Source organism: Vibrio sp. DW001 (genome assembly GCF_029016285.1).
Taxonomy (GTDB): Bacteria; Pseudomonadota; Gammaproteobacteria; order Enterobacterales; family Vibrionaceae; genus Vibrio.
This window is the reverse complement of the sequence record NZ_CP091976.1, coordinates 483,294-507,838: the sequence shown is the minus strand read 5'-3', so window position 1 is coordinate 507,838 and position 24,545 is coordinate 483,294. Positions and strand designations below refer to the sequence as shown.

Below are 24,545 nucleotides of genomic sequence, written 5' to 3'. Positions count from 1 at the left end.
ATCATGATAGAGAAAAATAACCCCGTTATGCATACCTGCGACGGAAACGAAGCCGCGGCGCATATTGCTTATCGTGTCAGTGAAGTGTGTGCAATATATCCGATCACGCCTTCATCTACGATGGCCGAGTTAGCCGACCAGTGGGCTTCAGAAGATCAACGAAATATCTGGGGAAATATTCCTCTTATAGCAGAAATGCAAAGTGAAGGGGGGGCCGCGGGTACCGTGCACGGCGCTTTACAAAGTGGGGCTTTGACCACGACCTTTACCGCGTCTCAAGGGCTCATGTTGATGCTGCCCAATATGTATAAGATAGCCGGGGAATTGACCTCGGCTGTGTTTCATGTGGCCGCACGATCACTTGCCGCGCAGGGCCTGTCTATATTTGGTGACCATCAAGATGTCATGGCGGCGCGAGGAACGGGATTTGCGTTGCTCGCCTCTTCTTCCGTACAGGAAGCCCATGATATGGCACTTGTTGCTCATGCTGCAACGCTTGATGCGCGAATTCCATTTATCCATTTTTTTGATGGGTTTAGAACCTCGCATGAAGTGAACAAGATAAACCTAATCGCAGATAAAGACATTCGCGCCATGATCTCCGATGAATTAGTGCGGGCCCACCGTAATAGAGGGTTGAGCCCTGATTCACCTTTCATTCGTGGCACTGCACAAAATCCAGACGTCTATTTTCAGGCTCGAGAAACGGTGAACCCTTATTATGAAAAAACTCCAGGGATCGTAGAATCGTGCATGGAAAAACTGGGTGAACTTACTGGCCGCCACTATAAGTTGATGGAGTTCTTTGGTGCTCCTGATGCAGAGCATGTCGTCATCGCAATGGGGTCGGGTGTTGAAACGATTAAGGAAACTGTCGATTATCTGGTTGCACAGGGTAGAAAAATAGGGGTATTACAAGTCCGATTGTACCGCCCACTATCTGCCAAGCATTTGTTGGAAGCGCTACCGAAAACGACAACAAAACTCACCATTCTAGACAGAACCAAGGAACCTGGAGCGAATGCGGATCCGTTGTATCAAGATATATTGACGGCATTGGTAGACAATCAAGATCATTTCGAAAAAATGCCTCGATTGGTCGCTGGGCGTTATGGCTTATCGAGCAAAGAATTTACCCCTGCCATGGTTAAATCTGTGTTTGATAACTCAGCATTAGATAAACCCAAACATCATTTTACCGTGGGTATTATTGACGACGTTAGCCACTCACACTTGGATGTAGATAACCGCTTCGATATTGAGTCAAACGATGTTGTGCGTGCCATGTTTTATGGATTGGGTGCCGATGGAACCGTGGGGGCAAACAAAAATACGATTAAGATTATTGGTGAAGACCCACATTATTTTGCACAAGGATATTTTGTTTATGACTCGAAAAAATCGGGTTCACAAACAGAATCTCACTTGAGGTTTGGACATCATCCGATAAATAGCCCTTATTTAATTCAATCGGCTAACTTTGTGGCCTGTCATCAGTCTACCTTTGTTGAAAGTACAGACATGCTTGCCAAAGCCGCGGAAAACGCCATTTTCTTACTTAACACAACAGAATCAGCGCAAACTGCATGGGATAGTTTACCTGCTCGTATGCAGGAGCAACTGATCAGTCGCAATATGCAGTTGCATGTCATTGATGCGTACAAAGTCGCTCGTGATACCGGAATGGGCAATCGCATTAATACCATTATGCAGACCTGCTTCTTTGCTTTATCAGGTGTGCTTGAAAAAGAACTGGCGATTGACAAGATTAAGAAAGCAATCAAAAAAACCTATACCCGCAAAGGCCCAGAAGTGGTTAAGAAAAACTTTGCAGCGGTTGATCACACACTTGCCCATCTGTATCAAGTTGACCTTCCAGATAAGGTGACGGCCAGTGAACAGATTAAACCGGTGGTATCTGACAATGCCCCAGAATTTGTTCGACAAGTTACCGCGCAAATGATGGCAGGTAGGGGGGACTTGATCCCTGTTTCAATGTTGCCAGTGGATGGTACTTATCCTTCGGGAACCACTCAATGGGAGAAACGAAACATCGCTCAGAAAATACCGGTATGGGAAAATGAAGCGTGCATTCAATGTGGTAATTGCAGTGTTGTTTGCCCTCATGCCGCGATTCGTGCCAAATTCTATGACAAATCAAAATTGGATGAGGCACCTGAAGGCTACAAGTCTGCTGGTATTACCGCGCGTGGTTTCCCTGATACTCGCTATACGTTGCAGGTTTACGCAGAAGATTGTACAGGATGCAGCCTATGTGTTGATGCTTGTCCTATGGTGATCCAAGAAGCTTCAGAGGGACAACCAGAACGTAAAGCGATCAATATGGAATTGAAAGCCCCATACATGGAGCAAGAGAAGAAGAATCTAGACTTCTTTGAAACGCTATCCTACAACGATCGAGCACGAATTGATTTCTCAAATGTACGTGGTGTTCAGTACTTACAACCCCTATTTGAGTTTTCTGGTGCGTGTTCAGGATGTGGTGAAACCCCTTATCTTAAGATGGTCTCTCAGTTGTTTGGTGATCGATTAATGGTCGCGAATGCAACGGGGTGTTCTTCAATATTTGGTGGCAATTTACCCACGACACCATGGTCGAAAAACACAGATGGACGTGGCCCTGCTTGGTCAAACTCACTGTTTGAAGACAATGCAGAATTTGGTTTTGGTTTCCGTCTCGCCGCGGTTAAGCAACACGAAATGGCAGAACAGTTGTTGATGGATAATCGTGAACATCTTGATCCCTTGTTGGTTGATCAACTGCTGAACGCAGAACAGCTTACAGAAACCGATATTCAGGCTCAGATTAAACGGGTTAATACCTTAAAAACTGAGCTAGATACGGTAACGACAGAATCTGCGTTAAATCTCATGTCTGTTGCTGACCAGTTGATCCGTCGCTCTATTTGGATTGTTGGTGGTGATGGCTGGGCATACGATATTGGTTCAAGCGGGTTGGATCATGTACTTGCTAGTGGTGCAGACGTCAATGTCTTGGTGATGGATACAGAGGTGTATTCCAATACGGGTGGACAGATGTCGAAATCAACGCCGTTAGGTGCCGTGGCTAAATTTGCGAGTGCAGGTAAGCAAGCCACCAAGAAAGATGTTGCCATGCAAGCGATATCCTACAACAACGTTTATGTCGCAAGGGTTGCTTTAGGCGCCGACCCTCAGCAGGTGTTGTTGGCCATGCGCGAAGCCGAAGCCTATAAAGGTCCGTCTATCATTATTGCCTACAGCCACTGTATTGCTCATGGTATCAATATGGAAGATGGCCTAAAGCAGCAGCAATTAGCGGTGAAATCTGGTCACTGGCCACTATTTCGCTATAACCCAGCCCTTCGTGATGCCGGTGAGAATCCGTTCTCGCTTGATACATTAAGGCCGACTATTCCTTTAGAGGAGTATCGTTACAACGAAGAACGCTTCCAAACATTGCGCAGAAGTAACCCAGAAGCCGCAGCAGAAATTACTGCAACGGCTCAACATGTTGCGAAACGCAAGTGGCAGCTATATGAAGAGTTGGCAACGCGGCCACAAGGCTCCATTGCACCTCATGCCGAGTTAGACACGCACTAAATGGCACTGAGCCCGCTTAATCAGCGGGCTCTTTCGTGTTGAAGTATTCAATGAGTTTCGCCCCGTCCCTTTCGTAGAGCCGCAAAACCGCTCCATCTCATATCTGATTGGTTGTTATCCATGTTCCTCTTTACTTACATTTGAACTCATTCTATTATACCGACCGTGCGGTTTATTTTGATTTTGGGTAAATATGAACGAAGCGATGAAAAGTAAGCAAGGTACTAAGCATAAATCAGAACAGGAAAGGCGAATTCAAATCCTTCGGTGTTCTATGGAAATTTTTATTAGTAATGGCTATCACAAGGCTACTATGAAAGAAATTATGGCGGCTACCGAACTATCTAAAGGGGCTATTTACCACTACTTTTCTAGTAAAGAGCAGATTTTCATCGCCATAGTCCATGACTTCGAACAACAACTGAAATCTGACTTTGGCAATGTGGCGACATCCGAAAATCCGTTGCTTGAAATCAAAAAAATCATCAATACGAATCTGGATGAAATGATTCGCTTCTATCGTATGTCTATTGTCTGCCTCGAAATTACCGAAAGCGATTCGGTGCAACAATGCTTTGATGAGTGTTCTCGTTACATACGGGCATGTATGACAGAAGCCATAAATGAAAAATATGACTTGTCATCAAGGGTAAATGCCGACGATGTGGTGACCAGCTTTAATTTAATGATGGAAGGGTTGTTCTCGATGGCAGTAACACAGCATTCATTTGATGCCCGTAACGAACTGGCCAAAGTACTGAGAATTCTAGACTACCTATTAGAAGTACCAGAAAAAGAATAATACTGTGGGGAAAGTTTGAAATGAATCATAAATCTTGCCCGTTTTGTGGCAACAAAAAACTGTCGATAGAGTACCTGTACCCGGCTTGGGGAGGGGATGAAAAAGAAGTGCATATTGTGTGTGATGAGTGTGCTTCATCTTCCCCTGTCTATGTCTGGAATATGCGGAAAGATAAGAACAGACAGCCAAATGAGCAGTTGAGTTAATGTTATCTTCGCTCCAAAAATAAAAGGACATAACCTGTAAAGAAAGTGCTCCATAATGCCGAATTAGACACCTACTAAAGATCTCGCTGATTAAGCGGGCTCTTTAGTATTGGATACCATGGACATTCAGGTTCCCAAGTAATATTTTCACGATTACTATCAAATTGATTTGGGACCTTGGGTGAAATTTCTATAAGTTGAAGATCGAAATTACTTGTTAGAAATATCTTTTTAGCTTTGTGATAACGATTGAAGAAATGTTCACGGGCTTGAAATTCTGTGTGTAAGCATTGTTGCGCTGCTTACGGTTCCAACCTAGTTTTATTACGGTGAATTCCGTGATTGTGCCAATAAGTTGGTGTTTGATTATATGTGAAGTCAATGCAGTAGAATAATGTGATTAGATAATCCTATGAGCGACGCTTCTTTGCTACAATTCAATCAATGAATATTCATAATAACAAAAGTAGTAGGTAAGGCATGTCTATTTTAGCGAAAGGAACCTTGAGTAAAATGCGAGCCAATCTAGGAGACGCGGTGTTTTACCGTTTACCTGTTGGAGACTCAGAGATTGATCTCAATCCATACGTAGGTCAAACGATTACACTTACTCATACCGGTAATATCTTCTGCAGTTCATGCGGTAAAAAGACCAAAAAGAGCTACTCGCAAGGCCACTGTTTTGTGTGCATGAGGAAATTGGCTAGTTGCGACATGTGCATTATGAAACCTGAAACGTGCCACTACGACCAAGGTACATGTCGTGAGCCGCAATGGGGCGAAGAGAACTGCATGATTGACCATTATGTGTATCTGTCTAATACCTCTAGCTTAAAGGTCGGTATCACGCGTCACAACCAAATCCCGACAAGATGGATTGATCAGGGGGCCACCCAAGGTCTACCTATTTTCAAAGTGAAAACTCGTTATATCTCTGGATTGATTGAGATTGAACTTGCGAAACATATCTCAGACAAAACCAATTGGCGGACCTTATTAAAGCAAGACGGTGATGCAATGGATTTATCTGACAAATTTGCTGAACTTCTGCCCTTGGTAACCGAAAAGGTAGAGGAAATTAAGCAGCAGTTTGGAGCGGACGCGATACAGGTGTTAACCGAGTTGACGACTGAGATACATTATCCAGTGACTGCTCATCCAACCAAGATTACTTCACATAACTTTGATAAGAACCCTGAAGTGACAGGTATATTACAAGGCATTAAAGGACAATATTTGATATTTGATACTGGCGTGATTAACATTCGGAAATTTACTTCTTATGAGATTGAAGTAAGTGCTTAGCTCGGAATATAGAATTCGAATCGTTGATCCGAGAAAATAAACAGGAGATGCACTCAAAGGAATGCAAAACATACAGATTTTCAAATTTAAATAATCATATTTTATTCTATACATGGATGTATAAATTGAGATTTTTTAAGAAGAATACCGGGTGCTGAATGGTCATTGATACATTGTTTTTTGAGATTGTTGCAATAACTGATGTTCAACCTTACAGTAAGTAATCCATTGTAGAGGCGAGTCTTATGATAAGTTGCAGTGAATATGATTATATTGAAATAGCTTGTTTATACCGTTATCCGGTTAGATTAACGATGAAAGAAGGGGAACCTATAAGAGGTGTTGCTCTTGATACAATTCGTAATGAAAGTCGTAATGAATGCATCAAACTTAATACTGACGAAACAGTTATTCTGATTGAATTGGATGGTATAGCTAAACTGGAAGTTTTAATTGATAACCCACATTTTATTGAGGTTACCTTTAAGTAATCTCTAGATATAAGAATATTTCTACGAGTCGCTTTATTAAGTGATTTTCTTATTTTCAGTTACTAAGGTCGTAAAAATCAACCTGATCTGCATGGCAGAAAAACGGGCTATTTCTTAACGAAAGTTTGTAGTTCATTCGCGAACTCTAGGCTAGCTACGGTGCAAGTATTGAATGTGTGATTTACTCCTAGTGCCTTTAGCTCTTGCTCTTCGTCATAGTATTTGGCCGTAACTGCTATACATCCTTGGTAACCCATCTTATTCAAACGGATGACAGAGTTTATGTTTGCCTCATGGTTTGGCAGCGTTAGCAAAACCCACTCTAGGCCATGGTGTAGTTCTGGTGCTCTTATCCAGAATTCAGGGCTAGTCACATCTCCGGTAAACACATTTAACCCCATAGAAGTGTACTTTGCGGTCTTTTCTCTATCTAACTCCACACCTGCGATACTGCCAGAATAACTTGGTTCTAGAGCGTTATACGCCGCTTGCCCCATACTTCCCATACCAAAAACGACAGCCTTAATGTGCGCTAACTCAATGTTCTCTTCGCCCACCAAACGTTTTTTTCTTTCCAGTCGGTTTAGTTTTGATTTACATTGTTCATATAAGCGATCTCCCGCATTGTTCATTGGCGCTGAAATGATAAATGAGATAGATAACACAACAGAAAGAATCACTAGCCACTCATTGGATAGCCAGCCAGACGACACGGCAATGGCACTCACAATTAGACCGAATTCACTGTAGCTCGCAAGGTTAAGTGATGTTCGCCATGCTGAGTTACTTCTTAAATAAAAGAGACTGAACAAGCCAAAATAGATCGCTATTTTTACTGGCAGGAACAGAATAAATAATAAAGCGATCATAACTTCGCTTCCACTTGGTATGCTCGTCATACCAACACTAAGAAAAAATCCCACTAAAAATAGTTCTTTAAATCCAAGCAGGTGTTTTGCCAGTTCATTTGACTTTGGATGATTGGCAAGCAACATGCCAAACACCAGAGCACCTACATCCCCCTTAATCCCCACTAATTCAAACAAATCGGCACCAACAAGTGCCATGGTAATACCAAAAAGAATTAATAGTTCACCATGCCCAACTTTATCGAATATTTTAAACAGAACAAACCTAAGTGGAAGTAATGCTATCAGCGCAAAGGTCCATATCGAGGGCAAATTTCCCATCGATATAGCGATAAAAACGACTGCTGCAATATCCTGTATTACCAGCACACCAATTGATACCTGTCCATGCAACGTATTGTTTGTTCCATTTTCATCGAGCACTTTGACCGCAAAAACTGTGCTAGAAAAAGACAAGGCGAAACCAATAATCAATGCGGTCTCAACCTCCAATTCTGAAATAAGAGGGATAGATGTATAAGAGAGAAGTATCATCAAGAAAGCGATAAGTGCTGTAGAAATCGTCATGTGCAGCGTTGCGACCCCCCACACTTCATTCCTTACAAGCGACTTTGGTTTTAATTTTAGTCCGATGGAAAACAATAAAAGGGTGATACCAAGATCAGCCAATACGCCCAGAAATCCGCCACCTTTAGCTCCAAGCGCGTTAAGTATAAAACCAGCGATAAGGAATCCAACAAGTGGAGGTAGGCCAAAAGTTTTTATTATCAGACCGCAAATAAAGGCTATCGCTATCCATAATGGGTCGCTGTAGTGAATCGAAAGTAACTGCGGATCCATGCTTGTCCTGATGGTTATCTAACTGAGAAATATACTCAACTGGTTGTCACATGTGACAGAAAGCAACGTTACAACCTCTGCTTAATTTGGTAGCGATATCGCCGTTATTCTTGTAAAGATAGAAGAGATTCTTATTTTATTTTAGCTAATTATAAGATTGGCTGACGAAAAAAACGGTGGGATACCGAGAGGGATTCGATAGTGTTTTCTGTTAATATCTTAAGTTGTAAGCCTTTTTATTGGACATCAGTACAGATAATTGTGTCTGTTGTTGCTAAAGGCATAATTTTGAAAATGATACATATACGCCTTAATGACAAATTATCTAGAGATATAGTTTCAGCCCCTATGTTTTTCAGCTGCTCAATGGTATTTTGAGCCTTGCCTTCTCAGGGGGAAATTGTGCATACGAAAGATCAAGATGTTATGTCGCTTAAGTAAGCGAAAATACAAAGAAGGGGGATAATGGTTATGAAATATGTTTTTATTATGATTTTGTCTTTCATTATCTCAAGCAAGGCTATTGCTGAAACGTATGTATTTGTAGGAACTACTTTCCCATCTATATTGGAACAGAAACATGATGGTGAAATTTATGGTTTAGGTTATGACATAGCAAATAAAATTGTTCATAGACTAGGGCATGATCTAAAAATAGAAATATACCCCTTTAAAAGAGCTTTAAAAATGATTGAACGTGGTGAGGCAGATGTATTGATAGGTCCTTATAAATCCGCTGAAAGAGAAAAGTTCATGAATTACACTAAGTACGCTTTCTATCGAGATCCTATGGTATTTTATGTTAAGGCGGATAACGCTTTTAAATGGGACAATGAATTGTCTTCGCTCAAAGGATTGCATATTGGTCTTACTAGAGGGTGGAGTTATGGTGCAAAATTTGACCAATACAAGGAGAATTTAAGAATTGAGACGACGAATACAGTAAAAGCTAATTTCCAAAAGTTACTTGCGAACAGAATTGACTTACTTGTAAGCCACCCCCGAAGCGCATCAACGCTAATTGATGAGCTGAAAATTAAAGATAAAGTAAAAATGATCTTACCACCTATCATAGTGAATAAAGGTTATTATGGATTCTCAAGAAAAAGGACACTGGATGGTTTTTTAATCCAATTTAATCTGGAATTCAAAAAAATGATTGAGAGTGGGGAGATCCAACAATTAAGCAGAAAGTATAATCTTGATTTTGCGAATATTGTTGAAGAGTAAATCAGTATACATTGGCATTCGTCAATTAATCTTTTATTAGTTAAAATAGCAAAATCGTTAACTCAGAAATACCCAGTAATGAGTCAGTTTACTGCTTGATAGCCGTTTTTACTGAACCACAACAGTTGGCGTTTTATCGCACGAAAATGCCCCTTTCCTACTTAGAGTAGAAATTCTCATACACCCTATGTATGCATTTACCTTATAAAATTTTATCCGAACTAGTGTTCAGCGGCTTTCTAGACATGACACCGCTTAGAGGTACTGTCAAGTTAACCGATGCTATGGCAGTGTTTACATATGAGCATATATAAAAGACACAGATTTCCTCCTGAAATCATCCGACACACCGTCTGGTTGTACTACCGTTTTAGCTTGAGTTTTAGGGATGTAGAAGACCTTCTAGCAGAACGAGGCATTACCGTAAGCTACGAAACGATTCGGTATTGGTGCAACAAATTTGGACGTATCTATAGTAAGCGTCTCAAGAAAAACGCCGGTCGATTTGGTGACACATGGTTTATGGACGAGGTGTATATTAACATTCGTGGAGAGCGTCACTACCTTTGGCGAGCGGTAGATCAGGATGGTGATGTTATCGATATTCTGGTCCAGAAAAAAAGAGATGGAAAGGCTGCCAAGCGTTTCTTCAACCGCCTGTTAACGATAAATCAAGGAGTTAGCCCTTGGAAAATAGTGACAGATAAACTTCGCAGTTATGATGTAGCTCACAGGGAGCAGGTTCCAGATTCAATTCATGATAAAGAAAAGTATCATAATAATCGATGTGAAAGTTCCCATGAGCCAAAAAGAGTGAGAGAGCGGTAAATGAGAAAATTCAAAAGTAGGGCGCACGCACAGCGTTTTCTCAGTATATTTTCGCTCGTTTACAACGTATTCAATTTGCAAAGACATTTGTGTCGAGCTGAATTTTACAAAAGTCGAAGATCTGATGCTTTTGCCAAATGGCGTGATATTACCGTTAGTTAATCTACCCTTCGTCGAACAGTAGAGGTTAAAACCAGTTAACTTGACAGTACCTAAAAAATTATTATCAAAAAATCGCCTTCTTTTTATCCTTAAAATAGCATGCCGCACTGATTGAAATGAACAAAAACGTAAAATAATAGAAAAATGAAGAAAGTGAGGTTAAGAAGTCAATGTGTTGTTCTATTTGTTGCTCGGTGTGGTTCTGAGACACCAATTTATAGTAGTAGGCATACAAGGTACCAATCGAGCCGTACCCGAGGTTAAACATCAAACCCTTAAAGCTTAATACGGTTGCTCTGTTGTGTGATTCGGTCTTTTTATTGAGGTGATAACTAATGAAAATGTTCATAGTCATAGTAATGAAAATTAGGATCAGTGCTGGTATTACCCCGTAAATTGACCATCCCAGACTAATCCAATAATAGGTCGCCATAGCGGCTAAACCCATAACAACAATAAACCTTTTAGGATCCATGCTTTCCGCTAATCTACGACTTTTACCTGCCAATAGAATTTGGAGCAAACTTATCCCCGCGCCAATCAAGCCGAAATAGATAATGGGGATATCAATAGCACGATAATATTGGCTGTTCATGGTTAAAAACATACGCGAAGTGTGTTCGAATAAGCTGTAATAGAGCAACATGAAGAGCACATAAGGTGTAGCAAGTACCCACTTAGCAGTAGTTGCCGTTAATTTAAGGCTTGTTATGGTTGTTGCCAATTTGGTCTGATTGCTTGGTAATACTTTTTTCTCTTCTCTCATGTTTATCGCAGAATAAATGGCGATCATCGCGACAAATAGAGTGGCATAAACGGGAATACGCATCAGATCTTTGGTACTTTCGGGCTCGGCTAATCCGAGAGCATGGAAAATGTTAGCCATAAAGTTAACATCATACATAGCGGCACCTAATAGAGTGACAAAAATGCCGACACTAGAGGAAATGCGAAGCTGGACTTGTAAGACTCTCGGCCACGCTTCTTCCTTGCCTTGCTCTTTTAACGTGTCGTAAGCCAAGGCTTCATCGGCACCGCTTGCCAAAGCCATAGCTAAGCCACTTAATATTCGGTTGATCAAAAATACAATGAATACCAAAGAGGGATCGCCAGTGGGAACAACGGCGATCATTGTGATTTCAATAAACATGACAACCGAAGATAGCACCACGAGTTTTTTTCGTCCTAAAGTATCGGCAAATGCACCCGATGGCACTTCAGCAAGAACAATGGTTGCAGCCCAAACCACGTTAAGCATGGCAAATTGAGAAAGGGTTAAACCGTAATCTAAATAGAGTAAGGTGAATACTGGGTAGTAAAAGCGCGCAAAGTAGCTGCTTCGAAACATCAAGAAGTAGCGGACATTACGGATTTGAAGGATCTCTTTGAGCGTCATAAATTATTCACAACTTTAAATTACATAAGATTATGTATAACCCTCTTTTTGCCTTATGGTAAAGGTTCAGTCTTTAAAATCATGAGATTGTTGTAATTAAATAGTAATTTCTGATTTAGCGAACCTATTGGCACTGTAATATCCACAATCGTTAATGTGAATCGACATCCGTACGACACTTTGATCTTGCGAGCGCTGCTTTAGTGGAAGTCTGTATCTGGACGCGAAGCCAGCGGTGTGCCAGATCTGTGTTCCATTTATTTATTCTTAGGAGGAGTGAGCTCTCATATCGTATACCTTTAGAATGATGAATAAAAAGGAACCGCCAGTATTATTTACACTAATGCAGTATATTGAATTCCAAAGTTAGATGATAAAGTTCAGTATGTCGCGACATTTCTAGGCTTTTCTCTACTTCGATGAGTCGGTTTACATATAAAATTAAAAAATATCAGTTGAGTGTACCAAAATAATTGGAATTAACTCAAATATTGATTCTTGCATTTATAATTATTCAATGAGATCATAACTGTAGATGTTTTTATAGTATATTCGGTGAATAATTCAATATGTCAGAAGATTTTTTGATGGTTAGGAACTCTAGCTTTGGAAGTTTAGCTAATTTAATTACTTTTCATATGACTCAAAGAATGAAAGAAAAGTTAGCTGAAAAAGAGCTAACCATTAAGTTATTTGGTGCGTTAATGATACTAATGGCTGAAGATGAGATAACACAAATTGAAATAGCCAAAAGAGCAGGTTTACCTGGTTATGCGACTAGTCGCACGTTAGATGAATTGGAAAAACTTGAACTTATAGAACGCACTCCTAACCCTTCTAGCAGACGTTCCTTTTTAATTGTGTTAACGAATAAAGGTCGGAAGTTAGGTTCTACATTACCGGCTATCGTTAATGAAGTGAATCAAGATGTTCTTTTTCCTTTGAGTAAAGAAGAGCAAGAACAATTAATATTCAATTTGCAAAAAATTGCCAAACCACTGACTAGCTAAACTACAGCTTTAGTTGACAGCCTGTTTAATTGATTGCAAACAGGAGAAGTCCTGCAATGATTAATAACATAATAATAGTAAAAATAACTTTTCCAAATGTGTCGTGCATTCTAAATACCCTTTAGAAATAAATTATGAGTAAACTGAAAAGTCTTCGAAAACAATATTAAACATTGGAATTCCACCAACATTTTCTAAACCATGAACCGCGCTATTAACGAAGCCAGAAGTTCCACAAATAAAATATAAATATTTCTGGTAGTGAGAAAAATTAATATGTTTATTTAGATAATCTGCATCCATTCGACCTTGTTCAAAACCATATTCTGACGACTCTGAAATAAGTATATGTAACTCCATATTGAGTTTTTTAGATAACTCGATTATCTCTTCGTGATAGAGAAAATCATTTTGGTTACGACAGGCATAAAAAAGTTTAATTGGTTTTTTGTAATTAGTTGCCAGCATTTCTCGTAATATGCTGATCATAGGCGTAATACCAATCGCCAGCCATCAAAACGACGCCCTGTTCATGGATTGATGGACCACGACGCTGGTTTAGTGTCAAGTGGCCATGAGGTCCATATAGAAATACATTTGAACCCACTTTAATGTTTTTCATTGTGTTAGTAAAATCACCGAGCTCTTTAATTGTAAATGAAATTTTAGGTCGATCTGATGGACAAGAACTAAAAGAGGAAGGATATGCTCGATCAGAGAACGGTGAATCGCCAAAAGACACAAAGGCATACTTGCCCCTCTAGATGTTAAAAATCGGTATTGAGATGCACTTGTTGTGGTAACCATCAGCTCATTTCCTTTACAGAAAGTATTTATGTTTATTTAGTTTGCGAAACTATGTAATCAACAGCCGCTTGGATTTGATCATTGGTGCACGTTTTACAGCCTCCCATTGGATCCATTCCTTTACCTCCATCAATCGTTATTTTGGTCATTTTTTCCGGTCCTTTTTCAAAAAATGTCATCCAGTCATTCTTCACTCCTGTTTCTGGTGCACCCGAAATTCAACCTTTAAAACCACCAGAATGACAAGAGGCACATTCTTGATCAAAAATTTGTTTACCAACATCATCTGTGACATTTACTACGAAAGATAAATTAAAAAAAATGACAGTGACTGAAAATATAAACACCCGATTTAAAAGACTAGCAAATTGCTTATTTATTTATTTATTTTTTTCTCCAAGATATAAGTAAGAAGATAGTTATTTATTTTGTAGTTTTTCTTTTCCTAATTTAGATTTGAATGAACCTAAAATCATTTCAAAAAATAAAGGAATTACGTTACTCATACCAATTGTTTTCTCAATTTCAATTTTGTCTATAAAAGCTTGGCTCACTTGCCCTGTTGGTAAAGATTGTTCAGCAAGTAATTGAAGATCGGGCATCATAGGTACAAGAAATACAAAAGCGTTAGTGGCCAAAAAAGCGGTCATCAACAGTTTAGCTTTTAACCAATTTGGTTTAAATTTGAACTGGAAATATAAGATTAGGTCTGAAATTATTTTTAGCGCTAAGCCCGGGATAATCAGAAGATCAGTACTTTGATTTTTATAGATATACACATGAAATGCTGTACTGGCATCGCTGTGCCCAAGGACTACACCAATAACAATATGCGACAAAATACCACCGACATACATAATAGAGCCAATCTCTTGTATAAAACCTAAAAATTGTCTGAGTGACATACCTTCTCAAAATAATTTAGTTCATTAAAAATAAATAGTTATTAAAATAACAATGTCTATTTTGATTAAAGAAAAAAACAAATCGATATAAAAATATTGAAGAGTAATACTTATCTATAAGTCCTGTTTTCTTGTTCGAACGCATATTATCCATTTATTAATGCAAACGCAACAGTTGCGCTTGCATTAATTGGAAGTGCACTGCTATCAGCTCCATTATGGAATTTGTAAATAATTGAATTACCGATAAATTTGTATACAACGTAGATGTATTAAAAATTATTCGGCAATAAATTAATCGTTAGCTAGGTTTGCCTTTTATAAGCTAAACTACAGTCTTATATTTAAGTGCGCCTACATTTTCACGAAAATAATCTAGTTGACCATCTAATTCATGAGAAACAATATATGTTCGGCTTTCAACCGTTTCTTCAGCCAAGCCATACCAAAATGATTGATCAAATATTGTCACATACCATCCGTTCCCCAATGTCTCTGATCTTAGTCCTGTAATTGTCGTTCCCTTAGGAAAAATTTCTGCTCCTAAGCGAGCTAATACTTCGATAAAGCCCTCTTTATTGTCACATCGCTGCCAATCAATATCTGCATCATCTTTATAGTGGTCTATTCGTAGATTGATATCGTCGGCGATGAGTTCTAGCAATGTTAAATCTCCTTCTTCAAATCGGTTTAATACTTGATGGATTGCAATATCACTGTGGCGATCGAGCATATTCTGGTTCCCTTCCTAAGTAGCCATACGAGATGACCTTGTTAGATGAGTTTTTGTATTACTTGTAGACACAAAAGTAGCAATTTCTCTGCTATAGGTATAATATTGATTATATTTACTATCCATAGGTAAATTATATGATAGAGATAAAACCACTCCATTACTTTTTAGCCGCCTATGAAGAAGGGTCTATTACTGCGGCAGCATCGCGATGTTACATCTCCCAACCGTCGATTACTCATGCTATAAAGTCATTAGAAACAAATTTAGGGGTAATAGTTTTTGAGCGTAATAAACAAGGTATTAAACCAACAAAAGAGGGGCACAAACTCTACAAGCTAGCGTCTGATTTGTTATTGCAAAGCCAACAATTAAAAGCGGCCTTTATACCCGATAGCAAAATTGAACTACATATATATATACAACCAGATATCAACATTGAACATTATGTTGGTATGATTGAATCTATAAGAAATGTGTCATTAGATATTAATTTGTCCATCGCAGATTCTATTGAACAAGCGCAAATTGCCATCATTGATGAAGAACGGTTACCGTCGCAATTTGAGTTTAAAATACTTCGTCAGGAAGGCTACAAACTAGTTGTGTGTCGAGATCATCCATTAGCGAAAAACGATGAGGTCAGTCTCAATTCGCTTGAAGGCCTCAAGTTTATTGAAAGACCTTATTGTACCAATCGAAAAGCATTTGAACGTCTTATCAATGAGAAGAACATATCTATTATTTACAAAGGTAAAGCTATACACGATCTACAACTGCAAGGCTTAGTAAAACTAGGGTTAGGGGTAGCAGTAATACCAGAGTCATACATCCAGCAAGATGATGATTTAAAGTATATTTCCATTGCCTTGGACAGGCCAATAACACGCTCTATTGTCTTAGCATATCGCAAGCTACCCAATAAACTAGTAGAAAGCATTAAAGAAATACAGTTCACATAATCGATAGGTTTATGGCGCAAAGAAATAACATACACAAAAAGAGAGTTATAGAACGGTTATGTTTTTCTGGTTCTAACATTTTTAAGTATTTCAAATCCAAAGATGAGAATGTAACAGGTCATTTAGGGTAGGTCAGAACGCGACCCTCTGATATACAAGTCAGAAGGAAATCATATGCTATTAAAAGGCAGTTCAAGTTATTCTCCATTAAAAAACCACTCGTACGAGAGTGGTTTTTTGATTTTTATTAATGGGTTATTAAAACAAACTGACGCTGAAAGATTAACTCAATTCAGTATGTTCTAGGTGAAGCATCGCTTCTAACACACTACCGCCAATGGCTCTGGCTTTATCCGACACCGTTGTATAATCGGCTTCGATTCCTCGAGGGTCAATATCGCCGATTTTAAACCCTTCAGTGACCGTGAGCCCCTCATTCAGTAACCCTCGAACCATTCCGCTTAGTGGCGCGATGACTGGGTTGTCACCAACATGAGCGACGACATCTCCTTCTTCTACAATATCACCCAGTTTGACATGATTATGCATAACGCCATCACTGCTTGCACGCATGACTCTTTGGTGAGTATAACCGGCAATATTGCCCGGAATTCCCGTATTGGCTTGAGTGACACCGTTATAGATAATTCGACCGAGGTAATGGCCGCGATTTGTCTCTATTACCGCGTCGCAATCTTCACCAGCCGTAAAACCAGGACCTAGCGCGATGGTGACTGGCGCCATGTCACGGCGAGTGCCTAGATTACGTTTCGCGAGAATCGCATCGACCAAAAAGGTTGGCTTTAGTTTGTCGATAGAGCAGCACTCTTCATCAACCATAACGGCGATTTCGTTGTCGTCGATTATCTTATAAACGTCTTTACAATTGTTTGCTTTTCTAGCAGTGACCCCTTCCACGGTAGAAGGTTCACCGTATAAGCATTGGGCGAAAGAGACGCTGCAGCGTATTACGGTGGGTTGTGAAATATCCGTCATGACGACTTTAAACCCTGAATTCTTCAGGCGAATGGCGACGCCCGTAGCAATATCTCCCGCACCTCGAATCAGAACCAATCTATTGCGATTAATACGGGGATCATCTTTCATTAATCCGCCAGCAGACTGATGCTTAACCTTAAGGATTTCAGCCATGATACTGATGGCGATTTCGTCTGGGGTTTCCGCACCAATATTAAACCCGATAGGAGAGTGTATTGCTTGGATGTGTTCTTCGCTTACATTGCATGTTCTAAGGTGATTAAACAGAGTCTGAACCTTTCGACGACTCGCCATGAGACCCGTATATCGAGTATCACGATTCACGATCTTTGAGATGGCATCTTTGTCTTGGTGGTTTGTTGCGATAACCACGAAACTCTCTTCGGTAATGTTCAATTTATCGATAGCATCTTCCATGCTCTTACCAAGGATGCATTTGGTGCCCTCTGGGAAATGTTCTTCTGCAAGGCTATCTTCGTACGCGTCAGCAACCGTAATATCAAAACCGAGTACATGCGCCGCGTGCGCGACCGCGCGATTAACATGACCGCCGCCTATTAATAAAAGGCTAGGGCGCAAACCATACACATCAATGAACACACTCATCGAACCTCCACAATCCATTCCCATCGCTTCAGGACCTGATTGCGTCATTCGACCTTTGACCACTCGAGCTTTTCTTTCCGACATCGCTTCTAATGATTGTTCAATCACGTAGCGTTCAATCATGCCGCCACCAACGGTGCCAATAATGGTGCCATCGGTTTTAACGATCATCTGTCCAGAATGACGCGGTGCTGACCCACGTGTTTCAATGATACTTGCTAGTGCAAATGGAACGTTTTTTTCTTCTAATTGTGCTGCTCTTGCAAAAATGTTCATTAATCATGACCTCAGTTTTCATGACGAGCGCTTTATGGGCGAGTTTCTCGTCAGTACGTCTTTAATCGGGGTATGACTGTTCATCGTCGCAAGCCAGATGGCATCAAGTGTTGTGGTTTGGCTGATAATTTTATTGGCTAACGTTACTATTTTGTCGTAATCAGTGGCCAGATCCAGCTTGTTTATCAACCAAATTTTGATGGCATCTTTGGGAGCGTGCTTAAACATTCCATGTTGATGTTCAATCAAGTTTCCCAGTACTCGGTGGTCTATGAGTTCGCCATCCAAGCATTGGGTTAGTGCAGAAAACGTGTCCCATCGATGAATTCTCTCGGGTATCGCCCGAGTATGAATAATTTCTGCACCAGTGACACCGATAACTATATCTGAAGTATTCGGGATGCAAGGCTCATGCCTATTAGGTGCCTTTATTGGCAAACATTTAGCACCGTCTGACTCAATAATAAAAACTGTGAAAGGGGAGTCATTTTTTAAATTATCAATAAATTGACTTGTGACACCCGACACTTTAATTTTGTTATTTTTACTATCGGTTTTAATTTTATTTTTATAACAAAAAGTGATACTCGGCTCTAATAAATTCAAGTGCTGGTATGTTATTAGTTGTTCGTTGGTGTCGTGGAGGTTAATAAAATTATCAGTTTGTTCACTGTCTGGTAAATACATTTTTGTTGTTGTGCTAACAAAAACATGATGACCTTTTTTCTTGAATTGATTGGCAAGCCAAAACACTGTTGATGTTTTACCACCACCGCCTACGAGTGAAATAACAAGCGGCTTTGTTACGGAGGCTTTAAATGGTAAAAAACGCAGTTCATTGTCGTCAAACCCCAACGTCATATGGCCTCCTAATAATGAGATTAATGTTAATTAATGGGTAATATAATGGTTCAACGTCAACACGTAGATTGTGTGATGCCTGCTGCTGGCCTGTCATCTCGAATGGGACGCTGGAAGATGATGCTACCTTACCTTCACCATACAATCCTTGATGAAAGTATCGAAAATGCACTTGGCTTTTGCGCTCGGGTAATACTTGTCGTGGGTCACCGCGGAGGTGAGTTAGCCCAACGTTATAAGAGCAACAGCAATATAGTTGTGGTCGTAAATCCGGGATTTGAACAGGGAATGTTTGGCTCTATTCAACATGGTGTTAAACAAGTCGAAACAGAAAAATTCTTTATATGTCATGGTGATATGCCATGTATTTCTGCCGATGTTTATCAGAGGGTGTGGGATGAGCGCGGCCAACACACTGTCTTTCCCGGCACAGTTCAAGCCCCGGGACACCCGGTTTTACTCTGTTATTCTATGGCGGCTGAGATAGCCAATGCCCCTTTGGACAGTAAGATGAAAAAACTGATACAGAGTGGCGAAGTGAAATACGTGGGAATGAAGGCGTCAGAAATACTGTTCGATATTGACACGCAAGATGCCTACGACGCGCTTTGTCGGCGTTGAAGCTGACTTATTAAATCATGTCCAGTTTTATTAGTATCATTATGAGAGTTGATAGTGAATATTTATCAAAATGATAATAAGTCACTATCACGAGTTAATAACTGCACGGTATAAAATCTAGATTTTTTATTTGAACCTATCTTGTCATTGAGAATAAATCACATTCCACCTTTCTATATTAAATAATTTTTGAACGCTCCGGTTTCTGATAATTACTATCAAAATAAATGGTATCAAAGTGATAGTGATTTATTAATTTGATAGGAATTTTACCTTGACTAAGAATCATAATCATTTCTGATTTATCTTGTTCATTATTAAACGCTTTACCTTCAGGTGCGTGCGTTCACACAATGGGCCTTAGTTTCGACCTCTGTCACGAATTTAACTTAGAACAATCGACTTGATGATCTCGATTTTAATATCTGGCTCAGTAGTTGCTCTTTAATAAATATAGTTGGTTGATTTTTTTCGACCTATCACTTTGAGACCGACATATTTTAGCCCCACGCATTGCATTACGAAATGTACTGGCTGTAACCAAACAAGCAATTATAGCATCAAGGAGATTTATCATGGGAGACATCATGCGTCCCGTTCCGTTCGGCGAGCTTCTTAATCGTATCTTTAGCGAGTATAAAGAAAGCCAGTCGATTTTTGGGATTCCAGCAAAGCAATTTTATCGCAAGGAGAGCAACAAAGATCTTTCTGTTTGGGGTGAGAATTGTGAAACACCAGTCGGGCCGGCGGCCGGCCCGCATACTCAATTGGCGCAGAATATTATCTGCTCTTGGTTAGCGGGTGGTCGTTTCATGGAACTGAAAACAGTTCAAAAGCTTGATACGTTGGAAATCGCTAAACCCTGTATCGACGCAGAAGATGAGTGTTTTAACACCGAATGGTCAACCGAATTTACTTTAATAAAAGCGTATGACGAATATCTTAAAGCGTGGATTGCACTGCATCTATTAGAAGAAGTTTTTGCTCCACGATTAGAAGGCGAAGCAAAATCTTTTGTCTTTAATATGAGTGTGGGCTACGACCTTGCTGGGATCCAAACAGCACCAATGCAGAAATATATCCATGACATGCTTGATTCAAGCAAGCATGAAAATTTCGTTGCATATATCGATGAATTGAATCGTTTTATCGCGAAACCAGATTTTGCTAACGAGTTTAGTTCAACACGCCTTAATCAGCTTACTGAGACAATCACGCCTCAGCTGACGCGTGGTGTCACATTATCTACTATGCATGGCTGCCCACCTCATGAGATAGAAGCGATCTGTCAATATATGATCGAAGAGAAGGGCATCAACACGTTTGTGAAATTGAACCCTACTTTATTGGGCTTCAAACGTGTCCGTGAAATATTAGATAACGCCGGATTTGACTATATTGCGTTAAGCGAAGAGTCATTCGGTCACGACCTGCAGATAGAAGACGCGAAAGCAATGCTTCATCGTTTGGTCGAATTAGGCAAAGCAAAAAATATCGGATTTGGCGTTAAGTTAACCAACACTCTTGGCACGCTAAATCGTAAGGGACGTTTACCCGACAAAGAGATGTATATGTCTGGCCGAGCTTTGTTCCCACTGTCTGTTAACGTCGCCCTTGAGCTTTCTCGAGAATTCGACGGAACATTGCCCATTTCGTATTCCGGTGGTGCTAGTAAGTTTAATATCAAAGAGATTTTTGAAACGGGTATACGCCCAATAACAATGGCAACTGATTTGCTGAAGCCAGGTGGTTATCTTCGCTTGACTGACTGTGCGAAAGAGCTAGAAACCAGTGATGAATGGGGAATGCAAAAAGTTGACCTCGTGAAACTTGAAGCATTAGCGGCAAAATCGCTGGTCGCAGATTACGTACAAAAAGAGTGGCGTGGACCAGAAGAAATCAGTGTCAAAAAAGCGCTACCATTGACCGATTGCTATATTGCACCTTGTGTCACTGCCTGCCCTATTAGCCAAGATATTCCCGAGTACATTCGTCTGTTGGGCGAGCAAAAGTACACCGAAGCATTAGAGGTTATTTATTCTCGTAACGCTTTACCTGCCATTACCGGACATATCTGTGATCATCAATGCCAGTACAACTGTACCCGTCGTGACTACGAAGGAGCATTGAACATTCGTGAAATGAAGAAAATCGCACTTGATAAAGGTTGGGAAAGCTATAAAGCCAAGTGGCATGAACCTGATTTAGATGGCGAAAAATTCCCTGTCGCGGTTATCGGAGCCGGTCCTGCTGGTTTGTCCGCTGCTTACTTTATGGCACGAGCGGGTCATCCGGTAACCATATTTGAGAAGGAACAAAATGCAGGCGGTGTGGTGAAGAATATCATTCCGCAATTCCGAATTCCGGCAGAAGTGATTCAACACGATATTGATTTTGTTACCGCTCATGGTGTTCATATTGAATACGGTTGCAACCCGAATTTAGACTTGGATGCACTAAAATCAAGTGGTTTCAAATATATCTGTCTAGGAATAGGAGCGGATAAGGGCAACCCTATTTCGCTTGCAGGTGACAATAGCAACCTCTATAAATCGCTAGAATTTCTACGTCAGTTCAATGACGGTGAAAAACTGGAGCTTGGCAGTCATGTTGCGGTTGTTGGTGCAGGAAACACGGCGATGGACAGTGCTCGTGCCGCCCTTAAAGTTGATGGGGTACAAAAGGTAACCATACTGTACCGCCGCACAATTGCCGAAATGCCCGCCTACAAAGAAGAGTATGAAGAAGCGGTTGAAGATGGCGTTCAGTTTATGTTCCTCACTAATCCGGAACAGTTCAATGCCGATGGCAAGCTAACCGCTCGTGTCATGGAGTTGGGAGAGCCTGATGAGAAAGGTCGTCGTCGTCCAGTTGCCACACAGGAGACCATTGAGCTTCAGGTGGATGCACTCATTACCGCTGTTGGCGAACAGTCAAACCGAGATGCTCTTGGCCGTATTGGTATTCCAATGGGTGAGGATGGCTGGCCTATTGTTGACGAAGAAAGCTGTGAAACAGGCGTAGAGAATGTCTTCTTAATGGGTGATGCCCACACAGGTCCTTCATCTATCGTTTCTGCTATCTCCAGTGGTCGGAAAACCGCAACAACGATATTGGCCCGAGAATCCAAATCAGAAAGCTTAGCCGATGTTTCTTCTAAGGTTAAGGCCGAGGCAATATATGCACGTAAAGGTGATATTCAAGTTCAGATGATCAACGTTAACGAACTTGAAGAGTCCGACCGTGAAAGCTTCATAGAACAAGAAGCAAGTCGTTGTCTGGAATGTAATTATATCTGTAGTAAGTGTGTAGACGTATGTCCTAACCGAGCCAATATATCGTTACCTATTCCAGGGTTCAAAGACCAATACCAAACATTGCACATCGACGCTTACTGTAACGAATGTGGTAACTGCGCTCAGTTCTGCCCTTGGGACAGCAAGCCTTATAAAGACAAATTCACCATATTTAATCTACGCGATGACTTTGCAAACAGCACCAATGAAGGCTTCTACGTAGAAGGTAAGGAAGTATTAGTTCGCTCAAAAGGTGAGACATATACCTTTAATATTAATAACGAGAGTGAACTGGATATGCCTGTGTCGATGACGGATGAAGCGACAATGATTAGCTACGTTCTTGCGCATCATAATTATTTGCTTGGCAGCGTTGATTTATAGGTTAGGAGTCAGGAATGTTAATACTAAAAAATGCAACGGCGGTGCAGTTAGAACCTGCACTGATTAAGGAAAGCGTTGATATCGTACTTGATGGCGGCGTTATCAAAGCGATCGGTTCAAATCTGGCGGGTAATTACCCCGGCGCGACGGTAAAAGAGATGAATGGAAAATTGGTCATGCCGGGCATTGTATGCTCGCACAACCATTTTTACTCGGGTCTTGCTCGCGGCATAATGGCTGATATCAAGCCAAGCCCAGATTTTATTTCGATTCTGAAGAACCTTTGGTGGCGTATGGATCGAGCCTTAGATGAAGAAGCGCTGTATTACAGTGGCCTGATTTGTTCATTGGAAGCGATTAAGAATGGTTGCTCTTCGGTGATTGATCACCACGCTTCGCCAAACTATATCGCCGGTTCGTTGAAGACTTTGCGTAGCGGTTTCTTAAAAGCGGGTTTGCGTGGAATGACCTGCTATGAGACGACCGACCGTAATGGTGGTATGCAAGAAATGATGGCTGGAGTTGAGGAAAACATTGCCTTTGCTCAACTGATTGACAATGCTAAAGCGAAAGGGGAAGAACCGTATCTTGTAGAATCGCATATTGGTGCTCATGCCCCATTTACGGTGACGGATGAAGGCCTCTCCATGATGTCTGAAGCTGTTAAGGCTACGGGGCGTGGTATCCACATCCATGTCGCAGAAGACCGCTACGACGTCACTCATAGTCATCATCATTACAGTCAGGATATTGTTGAACGTTTGGACAGTTTTGGCCTAATCAATGAGAAAACCCTGTTGGCACATGGTCTATTCCTGTCTGATCGAGACATTGATATCTTGAACGCAAAAGACGGTTTCTTAGTACACAACGCCCGTTCTAACATGAACAATAATGTAGGCTACAACAGCAAGCTCACTCGCTTTAAGAATGTGGCATTGGGAACCGATGGCATTGGTGCTGATATGTTTGAAGAACTTAAATTCGCTTTCTTCAAACATCGTGATGCTGGCGGTCCTTTATGGCCAGATAGCTTTACTCGTAACCTATGGAACGGAAACGAAATTCTTGCACGTAACTTTGGGGCCAAGTTTGGTCGTCTGGACCCGGGAAACAAAGCAGATTTAACGATTCTCGATTACACCAGTCCAACGCCATTTGTGGCCGATAACCTGCCAGGGCATATTGCTTTTGGTATCAATGCGGGCAACGTCAATAGTGTTATCGTTGAAGGACGATTTGTGTATGAAGACCGATCTTTCCCATTCGATATTGCGCCTATCTATGCAGAAGCACGCAAAGTAGCGCAACGCCTTTGGAAAACAATGGATCGATTAGACTAATGTGAGATCT

Annotated in this window: 19 protein-coding genes; 12 read left to right on the top strand and 7 right to left on the bottom strand. The window is 40.7% G+C overall.

Annotation, left to right across the window (positions count from 1 at the left end; all coding sequences use genetic code 11):
* The first annotated feature begins 3 nt into the window (after nucleotides 1-3).
* From nifJ to L3V77_RS19645, 5 genes are all read left to right on the top strand, one after another.
* Nucleotides 4-3,603: a pyruvate:ferredoxin (flavodoxin) oxidoreductase gene (nifJ, locus tag L3V77_RS19665; protein WP_275137940.1), complete on the top strand. Its 3,600-nt coding sequence runs from the start codon at nucleotides 4-6 to the stop codon at nucleotides 3,601-3,603.
* Nucleotides 3,604-3,796: 193 nt separating this feature from the next.
* The gene (locus tag L3V77_RS19660; protein WP_275137939.1) at nucleotides 3,797-4,405 is read left to right on the top strand and encodes a TetR/AcrR family transcriptional regulator; all 609 of its coding nucleotides are present in this window, start codon (nucleotides 3,797-3,799) and stop codon (nucleotides 4,403-4,405) included.
* Nucleotides 4,406-4,425: 20 nt separating this feature from the next.
* A complete protein-coding gene (locus L3V77_RS19655; protein ID WP_275137938.1) occupies nucleotides 4,426-4,611 on the top strand; it encodes a hypothetical protein in 186 nt (61 codons plus the stop codon).
* A gap of 480 nt (nucleotides 4,612-5,091) precedes the next feature.
* Nucleotides 5,092-5,916, top strand: coding sequence for a DUF2797 domain-containing protein (locus tag L3V77_RS19650; protein ID WP_275137937.1), 825 nt, complete (start codon nucleotides 5,092-5,094; stop codon nucleotides 5,914-5,916).
* 245 nt (nucleotides 5,917-6,161) lie between these two features.
* A complete protein-coding gene (locus tag L3V77_RS19645; protein WP_275137936.1) occupies nucleotides 6,162-6,407 on the top strand; it encodes a Rho-binding antiterminator in 246 nt (81 codons plus the stop codon).
* A gap of 107 nt (nucleotides 6,408-6,514) precedes the next feature.
* Here the strand turns inward: L3V77_RS19645 and L3V77_RS19640 are convergent, their stop codons facing one another.
* A complete protein-coding gene (locus L3V77_RS19640; RefSeq protein WP_275137935.1) occupies nucleotides 6,515-8,116 on the bottom strand; it encodes a cation:proton antiporter in 1,602 nt (533 codons plus the stop codon).
* Nucleotides 8,117-8,587: 471 nt separating this feature from the next.
* Between L3V77_RS19640 and L3V77_RS19635 the strand changes: the two genes are divergently transcribed.
* On the top strand, nucleotides 8,588-9,346 hold the full coding sequence (locus L3V77_RS19635) for a transporter substrate-binding domain-containing protein (protein ID WP_275137934.1): 759 nt from the start codon (nucleotides 8,588-8,590) through the stop codon (nucleotides 9,344-9,346).
* A 300-nt stretch (nucleotides 9,347-9,646) separates the two neighbouring features.
* A complete protein-coding gene (locus tag L3V77_RS19630) occupies nucleotides 9,647-10,174 on the top strand; it encodes an IS6 family transposase (RefSeq protein ID WP_275137933.1) in 528 nt (175 codons plus the stop codon).
* A 226-nt stretch (nucleotides 10,175-10,400) separates the two neighbouring features.
* On the opposite strand, the gene L3V77_RS19625 is transcribed toward L3V77_RS19630, so the two are convergent.
* Nucleotides 10,401-11,732 (bottom strand): MFS transporter, encoded by a 1,332-nt coding sequence (locus tag L3V77_RS19625; protein ID WP_275137932.1) that lies wholly within the window; start codon nucleotides 11,730-11,732, stop codon nucleotides 10,401-10,403.
* Nucleotides 11,733-12,301: 569 nt separating this feature from the next.
* Here L3V77_RS19625 and L3V77_RS19620 point away from each other — a divergent pair.
* Nucleotides 12,302-12,742 (top strand): MarR family transcriptional regulator, encoded by a 441-nt coding sequence (locus L3V77_RS19620; protein ID WP_275137931.1) that lies wholly within the window; start codon nucleotides 12,302-12,304, stop codon nucleotides 12,740-12,742.
* A gap of 132 nt (nucleotides 12,743-12,874) precedes the next feature.
* Here the strand turns inward: L3V77_RS19620 and L3V77_RS19615 are convergent, their stop codons facing one another.
* The 3 genes from L3V77_RS19615 to L3V77_RS19605 form a co-directional block, all read right to left on the bottom strand.
* Nucleotides 12,875-13,231, bottom strand: a complete 357-nt coding sequence (locus L3V77_RS19615; RefSeq protein WP_275137930.1) for a hypothetical protein — start codon at nucleotides 13,229-13,231, stop codon at nucleotides 12,875-12,877.
* Between the two features lie 737 nt (nucleotides 13,232-13,968).
* Nucleotides 13,969-14,454 carry an enoyl-CoA hydratase gene (locus tag L3V77_RS19610; protein WP_275137929.1) on the bottom strand — a complete coding sequence of 162 codons (486 nt, stop codon included), beginning with the start codon at nucleotides 14,452-14,454 and terminating at the stop codon, nucleotides 13,969-13,971.
* A gap of 325 nt (nucleotides 14,455-14,779) precedes the next feature.
* Entirely contained in the window at nucleotides 14,780-15,187 is a 408-nt protein-coding gene (locus tag L3V77_RS19605; protein WP_275137928.1) for a hypothetical protein, read from the bottom strand.
* Nucleotides 15,188-15,324: 137 nt separating this feature from the next.
* Here L3V77_RS19605 and L3V77_RS19600 point away from each other — a divergent pair, with 137 nt between their 5' ends.
* Complete coding sequence (locus tag L3V77_RS19600) at nucleotides 15,325-16,149, top strand: LysR family transcriptional regulator (protein ID WP_275137927.1); 825 nt, start codon at nucleotides 15,325-15,327, stop codon at nucleotides 16,147-16,149.
* Between the two features lie 282 nt (nucleotides 16,150-16,431).
* Here the strand turns inward: L3V77_RS19600 and yqeB are convergent, their stop codons facing one another.
* Nucleotides 16,432-18,030: a selenium-dependent molybdenum cofactor biosynthesis protein YqeB gene (gene yqeB, locus L3V77_RS19595; RefSeq protein ID WP_275137926.1), complete on the bottom strand. Its 1,599-nt coding sequence runs from the start codon at nucleotides 18,028-18,030 to the stop codon at nucleotides 16,432-16,434.
* Nucleotides 18,031-18,048: 18 nt separating this feature from the next.
* Nucleotides 18,049-18,891, bottom strand: coding sequence for a selenium cofactor biosynthesis protein YqeC (gene yqeC, locus L3V77_RS19590; RefSeq protein ID WP_275137925.1), 843 nt, complete (start codon nucleotides 18,889-18,891; stop codon nucleotides 18,049-18,051).
* A 45-nt stretch (nucleotides 18,892-18,936) separates the two neighbouring features.
* On the opposite strand from yqeC, the gene mocA reads away from it, so the two are divergent.
* The 3 genes from mocA (at nucleotide 18,937) to ssnA (ending at nucleotide 24,535) form a co-directional block, all read left to right on the top strand.
* A complete protein-coding gene (gene mocA, locus L3V77_RS19585) occupies nucleotides 18,937-19,512 on the top strand; it encodes a molybdenum cofactor cytidylyltransferase (RefSeq protein ID WP_275137924.1) in 576 nt (191 codons plus the stop codon).
* A 575-nt stretch (nucleotides 19,513-20,087) separates the two neighbouring features.
* On the top strand, nucleotides 20,088-23,192 hold the full coding sequence (gene ygfK, locus L3V77_RS19580) for a putative selenate reductase subunit YgfK (RefSeq protein ID WP_275137923.1): 3,105 nt from the start codon (nucleotides 20,088-20,090) through the stop codon (nucleotides 23,190-23,192).
* Between the two features lie 14 nt (nucleotides 23,193-23,206).
* Nucleotides 23,207-24,535 carry a putative aminohydrolase SsnA gene (gene ssnA / locus L3V77_RS19575; protein ID WP_275137922.1) on the top strand — a complete coding sequence of 443 codons (1,329 nt, stop codon included), beginning with the start codon at nucleotides 23,207-23,209 and terminating at the stop codon, nucleotides 24,533-24,535.
* Nucleotides 24,536-24,545: the final 10 nt, after the last annotated feature.

Coding starts and splice junctions, on each gene's coding strand:
- nifJ (WP_275137940.1), top strand. CDS start 4: ATGATAGAGAAAAATAACCCCGTTATGCATACCTGCGACGGAAACGAA.
- L3V77_RS19660 (WP_275137939.1), top strand. CDS start 3,797: ATGAACGAAGCGATGAAAAGTAAGCAAGGTACTAAGCATAAATCAGAA.
- L3V77_RS19655 (WP_275137938.1), top strand. CDS start 4,426: ATGAATCATAAATCTTGCCCGTTTTGTGGCAACAAAAAACTGTCGATA.
- L3V77_RS19650 (WP_275137937.1), top strand. CDS start 5,092: ATGTCTATTTTAGCGAAAGGAACCTTGAGTAAAATGCGAGCCAATCTA.
- L3V77_RS19645 (WP_275137936.1), top strand. CDS start 6,162: ATGATAAGTTGCAGTGAATATGATTATATTGAAATAGCTTGTTTATAC.
- L3V77_RS19640 (WP_275137935.1), bottom strand. CDS start 8,116: ATGGATCCGCAGTTACTTTCGATTCACTACAGCGACCCATTATGGATA.
- L3V77_RS19635 (WP_275137934.1), top strand. CDS start 8,588: ATGAAATATGTTTTTATTATGATTTTGTCTTTCATTATCTCAAGCAAG.
- L3V77_RS19630 (WP_275137933.1), top strand. CDS start 9,647: ATGAGCATATATAAAAGACACAGATTTCCTCCTGAAATCATCCGACAC.
- L3V77_RS19625 (WP_275137932.1), bottom strand. CDS start 11,732: ATGACGCTCAAAGAGATCCTTCAAATCCGTAATGTCCGCTACTTCTTG.
- L3V77_RS19620 (WP_275137931.1), top strand. CDS start 12,302: ATGTCAGAAGATTTTTTGATGGTTAGGAACTCTAGCTTTGGAAGTTTA.
- L3V77_RS19615 (WP_275137930.1), bottom strand. CDS start 13,231: ATGATCAGCATATTACGAGAAATGCTGGCAACTAATTACAAAAAACCA.
- L3V77_RS19610 (WP_275137929.1), bottom strand. CDS start 14,454: ATGTCACTCAGACAATTTTTAGGTTTTATACAAGAGATTGGCTCTATT.
- L3V77_RS19605 (WP_275137928.1), bottom strand. CDS start 15,187: ATGCTCGATCGCCACAGTGATATTGCAATCCATCAAGTATTAAACCGA.
- L3V77_RS19600 (WP_275137927.1), top strand. CDS start 15,325: ATGATAGAGATAAAACCACTCCATTACTTTTTAGCCGCCTATGAAGAA.
- yqeB (WP_275137926.1), bottom strand. CDS start 18,030: ATGAACATTTTTGCAAGAGCAGCACAATTAGAAGAAAAAAACGTTCCA.
- yqeC (WP_275137925.1), bottom strand. CDS start 18,891: ATGACGTTGGGGTTTGACGACAATGAACTGCGTTTTTTACCATTTAAA.
- mocA (WP_275137924.1), top strand. CDS start 18,937: ATGGTTCAACGTCAACACGTAGATTGTGTGATGCCTGCTGCTGGCCTG.
- ygfK (WP_275137923.1), top strand. CDS start 20,088: ATGGGAGACATCATGCGTCCCGTTCCGTTCGGCGAGCTTCTTAATCGT.
- ssnA (WP_275137922.1), top strand. CDS start 23,207: ATGTTAATACTAAAAAATGCAACGGCGGTGCAGTTAGAACCTGCACTG.